This is a genomic window from Flavobacterium sp. 2755, assembly GCF_031455715.1.
GTDB lineage: Bacteria > Bacteroidota > Bacteroidia > Flavobacteriales > Flavobacteriaceae > Flavobacterium.
Genome location: NZ_JAVDTG010000001.1, coordinates 362,436 through 376,179 on the forward strand (window position 1 = coordinate 362,436; position 13,744 = coordinate 376,179).

11 protein-coding genes are annotated in these 13,744 nt (G+C 33.8%); 8 read left to right on the top strand and 3 right to left on the bottom strand.

Annotation, left to right across the window (positions count from 1 at the left end):
* Positions 1-5: 5 nt before the first annotated feature.
* A complete protein-coding gene (locus J2Y38_RS01415) occupies positions 6-1,400 on the top strand; it encodes a RagB/SusD family nutrient uptake outer membrane protein (RefSeq protein WP_309838896.1) in 1,395 nt (464 codons plus the stop codon).
* A gap of 120 nt (positions 1,401-1,520) precedes the next feature.
* Here J2Y38_RS01415 and J2Y38_RS01420 read toward each other — a convergent pair whose 3' ends face one another.
* Together J2Y38_RS01420 and rocD are read right to left on the bottom strand one after the other, a co-directional pair.
* Positions 1,521-1,973, bottom strand: a complete 453-nt coding sequence (locus tag J2Y38_RS01420) for a DUF1810 domain-containing protein (RefSeq protein WP_309838898.1) — start codon at positions 1,971-1,973, stop codon at positions 1,521-1,523.
* Between the two features lie 176 nt (positions 1,974-2,149).
* A complete protein-coding gene (gene rocD / locus J2Y38_RS01425; protein WP_309838900.1) occupies positions 2,150-3,403 on the bottom strand; it encodes an ornithine--oxo-acid transaminase in 1,254 nt (417 codons plus the stop codon).
* A gap of 218 nt (positions 3,404-3,621) precedes the next feature.
* On the opposite strand from rocD, the gene J2Y38_RS01430 reads away from it, so the two are divergent.
* The 7 genes from J2Y38_RS01430 to J2Y38_RS01460 all read left to right on the top strand — a co-directional run bounded on the left by J2Y38_RS01430 (position 3,622) and on the right by J2Y38_RS01460 (position 11,718).
* Positions 3,622-4,074, top strand: coding sequence for an Lrp/AsnC family transcriptional regulator (locus tag J2Y38_RS01430; RefSeq protein WP_291146431.1), 453 nt, complete (start codon positions 3,622-3,624; stop codon positions 4,072-4,074).
* A 19-nt stretch (positions 4,075-4,093) separates the two neighbouring features.
* Positions 4,094-5,587, top strand: coding sequence for a M20/M25/M40 family metallo-hydrolase (locus J2Y38_RS01435; RefSeq protein WP_309838904.1), 1,494 nt, complete (start codon positions 4,094-4,096; stop codon positions 5,585-5,587).
* Between the two features lie 13 nt (positions 5,588-5,600).
* Positions 5,601-6,452, top strand: a complete 852-nt coding sequence (locus J2Y38_RS01440) for a cyanophycinase (RefSeq protein ID WP_309838907.1) — start codon at positions 5,601-5,603, stop codon at positions 6,450-6,452.
* A 2-nt stretch (positions 6,453-6,454) separates the two neighbouring features.
* The gene (locus tag J2Y38_RS01445) at positions 6,455-8,653 is read left to right on the top strand and encodes a penicillin acylase family protein (protein ID WP_309838908.1); all 2,199 of its coding nucleotides are present in this window, start codon (positions 6,455-6,457) and stop codon (positions 8,651-8,653) included.
* A gap of 98 nt (positions 8,654-8,751) precedes the next feature.
* Positions 8,752-9,525 (top strand): dienelactone hydrolase family protein, encoded by a 774-nt coding sequence (locus J2Y38_RS01450; RefSeq protein ID WP_309838910.1) that lies wholly within the window; start codon positions 8,752-8,754, stop codon positions 9,523-9,525.
* Positions 9,526-9,717: 192 nt separating this feature from the next.
* On the top strand, positions 9,718-10,686 hold the full coding sequence (locus tag J2Y38_RS01455) for a DUF3667 domain-containing protein (RefSeq protein ID WP_309838912.1): 969 nt from the start codon (positions 9,718-9,720) through the stop codon (positions 10,684-10,686).
* A gap of 9 nt (positions 10,687-10,695) precedes the next feature.
* Positions 10,696-11,718 (top strand): M28 family peptidase, encoded by a 1,023-nt coding sequence (locus J2Y38_RS01460; RefSeq protein WP_291146442.1) that lies wholly within the window; start codon positions 10,696-10,698, stop codon positions 11,716-11,718.
* Positions 11,719-11,884: 166 nt separating this feature from the next.
* Here the strand turns inward: J2Y38_RS01460 and rho are convergent, their stop codons facing one another.
* Complete coding sequence (gene rho / locus J2Y38_RS01465) at positions 11,885-13,690, bottom strand: transcription termination factor Rho (protein WP_309838915.1); 1,806 nt, start codon at positions 13,688-13,690, stop codon at positions 11,885-11,887.
* Between the last annotated feature and the right edge of the window lie 54 nt (positions 13,691-13,744).

A 13,744-nucleotide genomic window follows, 5' to 3' on the forward strand; every position in this document is an offset into this window, starting at 1 on the left:
AAAAGATGAAAGCAAATAAACTAATCCTATTTATATTTTTCGCTGCATTTTTTGCAAGCTGCGAAAATGAATTAGACATAGAACCTAAACAGAGAGAAGACGCTAATACAACATTAAGTACTGAAACGGGAGTAACAAACGTACTTACCGGAACTTATGCGCTGGCAGCAAACGGAAACGCTTATGGCGGCAGGGTTTTATTGTATGCCGATTTACTTGGTGTAACGGGAGTATTAAGTACAACAGATTTAAGATGGCGCGGTACTTTTGGCGAATTAAGACAAATGTATAGCAAAAACATGTTGTCTGATAACGTAATTATCGAAGGGACATATGCGAGATTATATGAAATTATAAACGCATCAAACACGGTTATCGAAAATATCGACAAAGTAAAAGATCCGGACAGACAAGCAGTTATGATTGGAGAAGCTAACTTTTTAAGATCATTGGCTTATTTTGATTTGGTTCGCTTTTTCGCAAAACCATACGAAACTGGTCAGCCTAATACTCAGCTTGGAGTTGTAATTAGACCAAACGCTATTTATGATTTTAGCGTAGATTTATCTAAAGAAAGAAGCACGGTTGAAGAAGTGTATAAAGTTATTATAGACGGTTTAAATCTTGCCTACACAAACTTACCTGAAGACAATGGTTTTTATGCCGATAAATATGCTGCACAAGCTTTATTAGCAAGAGTGTATTTGCAGCAAGGCAGATACGATTTAGCCAGAGATGCCGCAAATGACGTTATTGAAAACAGCGGACATGCATTGTCCCAAAACTATGCTGCAGCTTTTAATCATGATACAGATCAGGCAGAAGATGTTTTCTCTATTCAAATCACGAAACAAACAGGTGTAAATGATGCTGTAACTTTTTATGCATCTGAAGGTAACGGAGGACGTGGTGGAGATTTTTCTATTCGTGATGCTTATTTGGAAAAATTCAGTGATCCTGATGACAGAGCTGAGTTTATATATGAAAATGAAGATAATGGCAGAATTTTAACTTCTAAATTTACAGATCAGTTTGCCAATGTTGGAATTATTCGTCTGGCAGAAATGTATTTAATTAGAGCCGAAGGAAATTTTGAAGAAGGAACTGCAATAGGCAACGCTCCTGTTGATGACATCAATATTATCCGCGAAAGAGCTCACGCAGATGATTTAGCTTCGGTTACAATTGATGATATTTTATTAGAAAGAGAATTAGAACTTGGAATGGAAGGATTTTTAATTCACGACATTAAAAGAACTAAACGTTCCATTTTAACTGAAACTCCAGATGGAGATCCGTTGTTATTAACTTATGATGCTGATAAATTAGTATTCCCAATTCCGTTAAAAGAAACAGATGCTAACAAAAAAATCACTCAAAATCCTGGTTATAGAATTTAATCCAAATTAAATATTTTACAAAACAGAAAAAGCCATTCTCCCCACGGAATGGCTTTTTCATTTTAATAACAGATTCTAAGTAATATATAAAAGGTAAATTTTAATCAATAATAATCACAATTAAGCTTCAACCGGTACTTTCATTAATTCCTGAGCAATTGTCAAGGTAACCGGATCTAAATTACCACAATAAAAAGTATCCAGTAATTCCTGAAATATTGGGTTTGCATTTTCTACTTGAGAAAAAAGACTTAAAGACGAACGTAATTTACGTGCATCTAAATCTCCCAAAATAGTTTCAATAGATTTTTTCTTAAAGTTTAAAAGAAGCTGTGCTATCTCAACCAAATGTTTGGCTAAAATTGGGTGATTCAAATAAGCTTGTGCTTCTTCAAGATCAGCAATGGCATAATATTTTGCGATGTCGCTTTTTCCTAAACCTTTTATCTGAGGAAAAATAAACCACATCCAGTGTGTTTCTTTTTTGCCTTTTTTCAATTCAGAATACGCAGTAAGGTAAAGTTTGTTTTGAGCATCTAAAAAGCGCGTTAAATCATTATTCCCGTAAGCCATCTCTAATAATTTTATAAAGTTAAATCAAATCTTTACTGCTTTAATTCGATATCCAAAACTACTCAGGAACTTGATTTATTAATTATATAATTACTATTCGGATTTTATATAATTTAGACCTCATAAAAAAAGCTGCATCACAAATGCAGCTTTCATCAATAACAAATTGTAACCTTTTATAATTTAAATTCATTTAAAGATTTCTCAATAATTTCAAGACATTCCTTAATTTGATCTTCTGTCATAACCAATGGCGGAGCAAATCTAATTTTATTTCCGTGAGTTGGTTTTGCTAATAATCCGTTATCTCTAAATTTTAAGCAGATTTCCCAAGCCAAATCAGAATCTTCACCGCTGTTAATCACAATCGCATTCAAAAGACCTTTACCACGTACAAGCGTAATTAAGTGATTTCTCTCAGCGATTTCGTTTAAACCTTTTCTTAAAATAACACCCAAACGTTCTGCATTTTCAGCTAGTTTTTCTTCCTTCACCACTTCAAGAGCTGCAATCGCAACCGCCGCCGCCACAGGATTTCCACCAAAAGTAGATCCGTGCTGACCCGGTTTGATAACATTCATGATTTCGTTATTACACAAAACTGCCGAAACCGGATAAACACCGCCAGAAATTGCTTTTCCTAAAATCAAAATATCAGGCTGTACATTTTCGTGGTGAACCGCTAATAATTTTCCCGTACGTGCAATTCCCGTTTGAACTTCATCAGCAATAAATAAAACATTATGTTTCTCACACAATGCTTTTGCTTTCGATAAATATCCTTCTGACGGAACATAAACTCCAGCTTCACCCTGAATTGGTTCCACTAAAAATCCCGCTATATTTTTTGATGATTCTAAAGCTTTTTCAAGAGCCTCAAGATTATCATATTCAATTTTTATAAATCCATCTGTAAACGGTCCAAAGTTTTTACGAGCCGTTTCATCATTTGAAAATGAAATGATTGTAGTTGTTCTTCCGTGAAAATTGTTTTCACAAACAATTACCTGCGCTTGGTTTTCAGGAATTCCTTTTACTTCATACGCCCATTTTCTGCACACTTTTAAAGCTGTTTCAACAGCTTCGGCCCCCGTATTCATTGGCAGCACTTTATCAAAACCAAAATACTTCGTGATGTATTCTTCGTAATTTCCTAATTTATCATTGTAAAAAGCACGAGAAGTCAGTGTTAACGTCTGCGCCTGATCAACCATTGCTTTTACAATTTTAGGATGACAGTGTCCTTGGTTTACTGCAGAATAAGCCGATAAAAAATCGTAGTATTTTTTCCCGTCAACATCCCATACATAAACTCCTTCTCCTCTTTCTAAAACCACAGGAAGCGGATGATAATTATGAGCTCCGTATTTATTCTCTTTTTCAATCAAAATTTCTGATTTTGACGAAAGGGTGTTTTCTGTATGTGTCATGATATTTAACTTTAAAAAAGCAAAAGTAATAAATTTTCTAAATCTACAAGCTTAAAAAGTATATTTTGACTCCATATTAACGATTAAAAAGTCAAAACAGCCATTTTTAAAACAATATAGAATCAAATTTAATTTTTAGAAATTTTAACTTTCTAATCTTTTATTAAAAAAAATGGCTACTTTTATGGATATAAAAAGATTACAACTCATTTTAAAACATGGATAATTTAGACGAATTTGACATCAATATAATTAAGGAATTAGAAAAAGACGGAAGAATGGCTTTTTCTGCCATTGCAGCCAATTTGAAAATATCAAATACAATGGTGCATCAGCGAATTAACCGATTAATGGAACAAGGAATAATTGGCGGTATAAAACCTATTATTCAGGAGAAAAAAATTGGTTTTGACTGGGCATCTTTTACCGGAATTACTTTAAACAAAGATTCTGATTCGGATAGAATTATCGAAGAATTAAAAAATATTCCCGAAATTACAGAATGTTATTATGTAACAGGTTCGTTTACACTTTACATCAAAATTGTAGCGAAAAATCACGAACATATGCGAAGAATTCTTTACGAGAAAATCGACAATATTCCCGGAATCGCAAAAACAGATTCTATTATTGAATTAGGCTGCGCTTTTAAAAGAAATATCATTTTATAATTAATTTATCTGGTGAAATATGCATCTACGTATATTGCTTTTATTTACCTTTTTTTGCTGTAAATCTTTGCTGTTTTCGCAGACTGCAGTTTCAAATCCATCCAAAAGTGATTTTACAAGAACACTTTCTATTTTAGCTTCTGACTGGTTGCAAGGACGTGGTGCAACTCAAAAAGGCGGTTATATGGCCTCAGAATATATATCGTCGATGATGGGTTTATATCAGCTGAAACCTTATAGTCCTGACAGGTATTTTCAAAATTTTAAAGTTTTAGAACATACCGTAAAAAAAGCGTCTTTTGAAATCAAAAAAGGAAACAAAACTATTGCACTTTCAAAGAATGATTTTGAATTAACACCAATCTCACAATCTTTACAAAAAAATACTCAAGTCGTTTTTGCTGGTTACGGATTGAGCGTTCCTGAGGAAAATTACGACGACTATAAAAATCAAAATGTAAAAGGCAAAATAGTTGTTGTTTTGAGAGGTTTTCCAAATCATAAAGACACAACTTCGGCCGTATATCAGAAATTTAAAAAATTATTTCCAGAAGAAAATGATTTAGAAGAAATGAAACTGAAAAATGCAATAAATAAAGGCGCTGCTGCTTTAGTTATTATCGATTCTAATCAAAACTTTAGACTAAAAAATTCAAATCAAAATGATGTTTTTCATTCTTTAAAAATTGAATCCAGTGTTTCGATACCGGTTTTCAGATTGAGCAAATCAACAGCTGAAAAACTTTTATCAGGCAATAAAATTTCATTAGAAACATTCGAAAAAAAAGCGCAAAACCTTCAAACGGCTTCTGCTCTATTAAAAAACACAATTATTAATTTCTCAATTGATTTGCAGACTAGAACTTTTTCTGTTCGAAATGTTTTAGGAATGCTTCCCGGAAAAGACACCACAAAAACTATTATTGTTGGTGCGCATTACGATCATTTAGGAATTAAAAATGACTCTATTTATTATGGTGCAGATGACAATGCATCGGGAACTTCTGGAATGCTGGCTTTGGCAAAAAACTGGTCAGAATCTAAAATACAGCCAAAATATAACATCCTTTTTGCAGCGTGGACAGCTGAAGAAATGGGACTTTTAGGAAGTGAATATTTTGTTCAGAATTTGAATTTAAAAGATCAAAAAATCCTTCTCTGCATTAATATGGATATGATTTCTAGAAGTGCTCCAGAAGATAAGGCGCGTAGAATTCTCAGTATTGGAACCCAAAAGGAAACCGAATATTTGAAGAAAATTGCCAGCGAAAGCAATGCTAAACTTCAAAACCCGTTTACTTTAGATTTATGGGAAACCAACGGACATTCTGGAAGTGATTATGCATCGTTTACCGCAAAAGGAATCCCGATAATGACTTTCTTTAGCGGTTTTCACGAAGATTATCATACACCGCGCGATATTGATTCAAAAGTAGATTTAGATAAAATACAGGATGTATTATTTATTGTCAACAATTCTCTTTTAAAATTTATAGAAAACCAGCCAAACTAAACCAGGATAAACCATGAAAAATAAGCTACTTATCAAATCGTTTACAATTCTTTCTTTGCTATTAACGAGCTGTTTTGTTCAGGCACAAAATCCCAAAGGAAAATTATTTATTATTGGTGGCGGAGATCGTTCTGATGATTTAATGAAGCAGGTTTTAAGTGTAGCAGAATTGGGTAAAAAAGATTATATCGTGGTTTTACCCATGTCAAGCGAAGAACCAGACAGTTCGTTTATATTTTTTAAAACACAAATGGTAAAACTCACTTCAAACCCAATTGTGATGCTGAATTTCAATAAGGAAACAGCACAAAATAAAACCCTGACAGATTCGGTTCAAAAAGCAAAATTAATTTTTATAAGCGGCGGCGATCAAACGCGTTTTATGAAAGTCGTTCATGATACTCCCATAAAAACAGCAATTTTAAAAGCGTATGAAAACGGAAGTACAATTTCTGGAACAAGCGCCGGAGCAGCCGTCATGTCTGAAAAAATGATTACCGGAAACCAAAAATTACAAAAAGAATATACGGGAACTTTCTCTGTTATTAAATACGATAATCTCGAAACTGATGAAGGTTTAGGTTTATTAAAAACGGTCGTTATCGATCAGCATTTTTTAAAGAGAAATCGTTACAATCGTTTACTTTCTGCCTTGATTGAATTTCCTGATTTAACTGGAATAGGGATTGACGAAGCAACCGCAATTATTGTGAGAAATAATAAAGTAGAAGTTGCCGGAGAAAGTGAAGTGATTGTTTTCAAAAATCCAAAAGGCATTGTAAAAGCTAAAAAAGACAATTTAATTTCTATCGAAAAATTAGAAATGAGCATTTATACTGCCGGACAAAAATTTAATATCAAATAAACATGTTTCAGTATTCTAAAATCTTAAAAATAACATTTTTAATCTGTTTCAGTTTTCAACTTTCGGCACAAAAAATAAGTACAAAAGAAATTAATCGATTAGAAAAACTGGCTGAAAAAGTTACTATAATCCGCGATAATTGGGGAATTCCACATGTTTATGGAAAAACTGATGCCGACGCTGTTTTTGGTTTATTGTATGCGCAATGCGAAGACGATTTTAAAAGAATCGAAATGAATTATATCGAAAAATTGGGACGTCTTTCTGAAATTAAAGGTGAATCTGTTTTATATAATGATTTAGAAATTAAACTTTTAATTGATGTTGAGGAAGCAAAAACAGATTATAAAAAAGCACCGGACTGGCTTAAAAAACTTTTAAACAGTTATGCCGATGCGATCAACTTTTATCTCTACAAACATCCTGAAGTAAAACCAGCACTTTTAACGCATTTTGAGCCTTGGTTTCCGCTGCTTTGGACTGACGGAAGTATTGGCGCCATTAGCACTGCAGATCTTTCTACCGGAGAATTAAAAGCTTTTTATTCTGGAAATAATGATAAAGTCGCTTACGTAGAAAGAGAAAAATATGTTCAAACAGGTTCAAATGGTTTTGCCTTTGCTCCATCAAAAACAGAAAGCGAAAATTCGATTTTATACATTAATCCGCATACGACTTTTTATTTTAGACCCGAAGTGCAAATTTCAAGTGAAGAAGGTTTAAATGTTTATGGCGCCGTTACTTGGGGACAATTTTTTATTTATCAGGGTTTTAATGAGAATTGCGGATGGATGCATACTTCTTCAAACGTTGATGTTGCCGATATGTACGCCGAAAAAATCACCAATAAAAATGGAAAACTTTTCTACGAATTTGATTCTAAACTTTTACCTGTTATTGAAAAAGAAATCACGATAAAATATCTGGAAAAAGGAAAATTAATTCCGAAGAAATTCAAAACCTACGCTACAAATAACGGCCCAATTATGGCCAAGCGCGACGGAAAATGGATTAGTTTAAAATCAAATAATCGTTCCATGACAAGTTTGATTCAGAGCTGGATACGAACAAAATCGACCAATTTTGACGATTACAAAAAAGCAATGGATTTAAAAGCCAATACTTCTAACAATACGGTTTATGCCGACAACAAAGGAAATATTGCGTATTGGCATGGCAATTTTATTCCAATTCGGGATAAAACTTTAAACTGGGCAAAAGTTATTGATGGCTCGATTTCTTCAACACAATGGAAGGGATTGCATGATGTTAATGAAACTGTTCATTTGTATAATCCAGTAAATGGCTGGCTTCAAAATTGTAACTCTACCCCATTTTCTGTCGCAGGAAATAATAGTCCAAAAAAAGAAAATTATATTCCATATATGGCGCCGGATGGTGAAAATTTTAGAGGTGTAAATGCCGTTAGAATTTTCAGTAACGACGAAAAATATACTTTAGACAAAGTTATCGCGAATGGTTATGACACTAAATTATCCATTTTTGAAATATTAATCCCGAGTTTAATTGAAGTTTTCGAAAAAAACATAAAACCGGAATCTATCGAATATTCAGAATTAGCTGAACCAATTTCAATTCTAAAAAATTGGGATTATTATACCAAAGAAAATTCTGTTGCCACAACTTTAGCCGTTGAATGGGCTTATAAATTAGACCCAATTATTCAGAAAGCGTATATTGATGAAGGAGAATTAGATCAGGTTGAAAACACAAAAAACTTTGCAAAAAATGCCGTAGCATCGCAAATGATTCCGCAGCTGCAAACGGTTATAAAAGAACTAAACTCAAAATGGGGAACCTGGAAAACCACTTGGGGCGAAGTCAATCGTTTTCAGCGTTCAAGCGGCGAAATTGATTTAAAATACGATGATAACAAACCAAGTTTACCAATTGGTTTTGGCCCTGGTTCCTGGGGAAGTTTACCTTCTTTTAAAGCCAATTATCAAAATAATTCTAAAAAACGATACGGTTATAACGGAAACAGTTTTGTGTGCGCTGTTGAATTTGGACCAAAAATAAAAGCAAAATCATTATTGGCTGGTGGGAACAGCGGCGATATCAATTCAAAGCATTTTACAGATCAGGCTGAAATGTATCGAAACGGACAATTTAAAGATGTTTTGTTTTATAAAGAAGACGTTCTGAAAAATGCCGAACGAACCTATCATCCCGGAAAATAATTTTGTTTGATGAAATGTGTTAAATAAACCTCGCGAAATAGCTTCCGAGGTTTTTTTGTAACATAATATTTCTGATATTTGTTAAAAATTGTAAAAAAATGAAAAATTTAGCCACCCTTATTTTTGCTGCAATATTGTTTTCAACTACTATGAATGCACAATTAAAACCCGTAAAATATGCTGAAGGAAGTCAGGCATTGAATGGTTTATTTATAAAATCTGCTAAAAAAAGCGCTAACAATCCTGGAATCTTGCTTTTACCGGCTTGGTTAGGAATCGATAATGCTTCAAAAGGAATTGCCGAAGAATTGTCAAAACTAGGCTACAATGTTTTTATCGCTGATATTTATGGAGAAGGAAATTATCCAACAAATACTTCTGAAGCAGGAAAACAAGCCGGATTTTACAAAAGTAATCCCGAAGCTTATCAAAAACGAATTAATGCAGCTTTGCAGGAATTAGTAAAGTCCGGAGCAAATGCTGATAATATTGTTGCTATCGGCTATTGTTTTGGAGGAACTGGAGTTCTTGAAGCGGTTCGCGGACATCTTAATGTAAAAGGAATTGCCTCTTTTCATGGCGGCTTAGGAAAAGATGCTGCGAGAAAAACAGAACCAACCTCAGTTAAAGTTTTAATTTGTCACGGAGCTGATGATCCTTTTGTTCCAAAAGAAGAAATTGCTTCTTTTCAACAAGAAATGCGTGATTCAAAAGCTGACTGGCAAATGATTTATTATGCAAATTCAGTACACTCGTTTACAAATCCAGAAGCCGGAAATGACAATTCAAAAGGCGCTGCTTACAATGCCGTTGCAGCAAAAAGATCTTTTGAGCATTTACAGCTTTTTTTAAACGAAGTTCTTAAAAAATAATACTTTTTATGGCACACGGATGACACTGATTAAACGGGTTTACACTGATTTTTTTAATTATAAAAATTATAATTCGTGCAAATTCGTGTAATTCGTGGCAAAAAAATCAGCGTCAACCCGTTTAACCCATATAATCCGTGGGCAAAAAACGGCCAAACCAATAACCAAAATAAAATCAACCAAAAATAACCAATGTCACATAACAAAATTAGAGAAGACAAAACCTGTTTAAACTGCAGGCATGTTGTTGAGCAAAAATTTTGTCCAAACTGCGGACAGGAAAATTCAGATTCCAGAAAAACTTTTCACCATTTGTTTATTCACTTCTTTGAAGATTTAACGCATTATGAAAATGCTTTTTGGAAAACCATACGAAACCTTCTTTTTAAGCCGGCAACGCTGACAAAAGAATATCTTTCAGGAAAAAGATTATCTTATTTAGCGCCCGTTCGTCTTTATATTTTTATCAGTTTTATTACTTTTCTTTTAATTGCCATATTTCCAAGTAAAGTAGGCGATCAGATTAGTAAAGGTGAAAAAGAAATTTCTACAAAACTCATTAATCAGGATAAAGATGGTGTTAAAAGTAAGTACAAAACCCATTTTGAATTAAAAACGATGAAAGAAATCGATTCGATTCAAAAGTATGGTAAGGAAGATGAAAAACTCTCCGAGCTTGAATACTGGCTTTATGAAAAATCAGTTCATGTTACAGAGAATAATACCAAAAGAGAAATTGTAACAAAATTCATTGAATCGTTTTTCCATAATATTCCCAAAATCCTGTTTATAATCATGCCGTTTTTCGCTTTCTTTCTATGGATTTTCCATAACAAAAAGAAATGGTATTATTTTGATCACGGCATTTTTACGTTGCATTATTTCTCGTTTTTACTGCTCATTTTCCTTATTATGTTTATCGTAGAAAGAATGGTTGGATTATTTGGAGAAGACAGCCCGATCAGCTTTATTGCAAGTATCGTTAATGTTGTAGGCACAATTTGGATGTGTTACTATTTTTATCCTGCGCACCATCGTTTTTATGGAGAAAGCAGAATAGTATCGTTTGTTAAAAGCGTAATATTATTCTTTATTAACTTCTTTTTTATTCTATTTTTACTAACGTTTTATGTTTTATACACATTTATCAATTTACACTAATATACTATAATGAAAAAAATTGTAATTCTATTATTAATTGCTTCGGCGTTTTCATGTAAAAATGCGCAGTCTGTTGCTTCGAAGGATAATTCAGATCCAACGAAATACGTGAAACTTATCTCTGAAAAAGACCTTAAAAAAATGCTTTATACGGTTGCTTCTGATGAAATGCAAGGTCGTGAAACTGGATCTCCAGGACAGAAAAAAGCGGGTCTTTATATGATCGAGCAATACAAAAAAAGCGGCGTATCATTCCCAAAAGGTGCATCTGATTATTATCAGCACATTCCTGCATCGTATTTAAATGCAAAACGTAATCAAAATTTACCTGATTCTGAAAATATCTGGGCTTACATCGAAGGTTCTGAAAAACCGGATGAAGTTTTGGTAATTTCAGCTCACTACGATCACGTTGGTATTAAAGATGGTGAAGTGTATAATGGAGCCGATGACGATGGTTCTGGAACTGTTGCGGTTATCGAAATGGCTAAGGCTTTCGCGAAAGCTAAAAAACAAGGTCACGGACCAAAACGTTCTATCTTGTTTTTACACGTAACTGGTGAAGAACATGGTTTACACGGATCTCGTTTTTATTCTGAAAATCCTTTGTTTCCAATTGCAAACACGATTTCAGACATCAACATTGATATGATCGGACGTCGTGATGTTGAGCATGCAAACACAAACAATTATGTGTATGTAATTGGTGCCGACAGATTATCATCTGACTTACACAATGCGGTTGTAGCTCAAAATGAAAAATACATCAAAATGGACTTAGATTTTAAATTTAATGATCCTGCAGATCCAAATCACTTTTACGAACGTTCTGACCACTATAACTTCGCAAAACATGGTATTCCTGCAATTTTCTTCTTCAACGGAGTTCACGAAGATTATCACGGAAAAGGCGACGAACCTCAAAAAATCGAATACGATGCTTTAACTAAAAGAACAAAACTGGCTTTTGTCCTGGCTTGGGAGTTAGCGAATAGAGAGAATAGACCGGTGGTTGATAAACCGATTAAGTAAGATTCTAAGTTACTAAGATGCTAAGATTCTAAATTTTTTTTCTTTGAATTTAGTTCACAACATAAAAAAGGGATGAGTTTATAAAACTCATCCCTTTTTGTTTATATCTTAGAATCTTTAAAAAAAAACTTAGAATCTTAGTATCTCAGAACCTTAGCAACTTCCTCTAGTCATTCATAGAAATCAAAAACTCCTCATTATTTTTTGTTTTCTTGAAGCGGTCGTTTACAAAATCCATAGATTCTACAGGGTTCATATCTGAAAGATATTTACGCATGATCCACATTCTTTGTAATGTTTTCTCGTCAAGTAATAAATCGTCACGACGTGTACTTGAAGAAGTAAGATCGATTGCAGGGAAAATACGTTTGTTCGCAATCTTACGATCCAATTGAAGTTCCATGTTACCTGTTCCTTTAAATTCTTCAAAGATCACCTCATCCATTTTAGAACCTGTTTCTGTTAATGCAGTTGCGATGATACTTAACGAACCTCCATTTTCAACATTTCTGGCTGCTCCAAAGAAACGTTTTGGTTTTTGTAATGCATTAGCATCCACACCTCCACTTAATACTTTTCCAGATGCCGGCTGAACTGTATTATAAGCTCTTGCTAAACGTGTAATAGAATCTAAAAGAATAACAACGTCGTGTCCGCATTCAACTAAACGTTTTGCTTTTTCAAGAACGATATTAGCAATTTTCACGTGTTCTTGTGGTTCTCTGTCAAAAGTTGACGCGATAACTTCTCCACGAACACTTCTCTGCATATCTGTAACCTCCTCAGGACGCTCATCGATCAAAAGAACGATCAAATAAACTTCCGGGTGATTAGCAGCAATTGCGTTGGCAATGTCTTTTAAAAGCATTGTTTTACCCGTTTTTGGCTGTGCAACGATCATTCCACGCTGCCCTTTTCCAATTGGAGAAAACAAATCGATAATACGGGTTGATATAGAACTGCCTTTTTCGGCTAATTTGAATTTTTCAGAAGGAAAAACTGGCGTCAGGTGTTCAAAAGAAACTCTGTCACGAACCACCTGCGGATCATGTCCGTTGATTTTTAATACGCGAACAAGAGGGAAAAATTTCTCGCCTTCTTTTGGAGGACGAACCACACCTTTTACAGTATCTCCGGTTTTTAAACCAAATAATCTGATTTGTGAAGTTGATAAATAAATATCATCCGGTGAAGCTAAATAATTATAATCAGAAGAACGTAAAAATCCGTAACCATCAGGCATCATTTCAAGAACACCTTCACTTTCGATAATTCCGTCGAATTCAAAATCTGAATCCCTGAAATTATTGTTCTTTTTATTTTTATGATTTTGATTCTGGTTTTGATTCCCATTATTTCCGTTTCCGTTCCCATTTTGGTTTGGGTTTTGGTTTTGATTCGGATTCTGGTTAGGATTTTGGTTTTTATTCTGATTAGGATTAATCTTTTTAACCGGGGCAGTATTTTCAGTTTTTTCAGCAACTGGTGCTGTTGTATCATTTTCTGTAACTTCTTCAGTAGAAACTACTTCTTTTACAGCTTCTTTTTCCTTTTGTTGAGCGACCTTTTTTTCATAAGCTGACTTATTAAATTTTACAATTTTAGGTCCTTTTTTCTCTGGAGTTTTAGTTTCGACAGCTTCTTCAGTTTGTGCTGTCTGCTTTTCTTCTACAGCCGCAGGAGTTTCAATTTCCTTTGGAGTTACCTCTACACTATCAAATTCAAGAACAGGAGCATTTTTACTGACTGTTTTTTTAACCGGAGCAATTCGTGCTCTTTTTGGTTTGTCACTGTTTGCTTCCTTTTCTGCAATAGTTTCTGCTGGCGGTGCTGATGCCGCCTCCTGGTGCGCTAATATCTGAGTAATCAGAGTATCTTTTTTAACGCCATTAATCTTTATAGTTTTAGCTAATTTAGCTATTTCTTGAAGCTCAGAAAGCTTCATTTCTTTTAATGCAGAAATATCAAACATGAATTGTTCTATGAGTTTAATTATTTTAAAGGAAATACTGTAAAAAGAATAGGT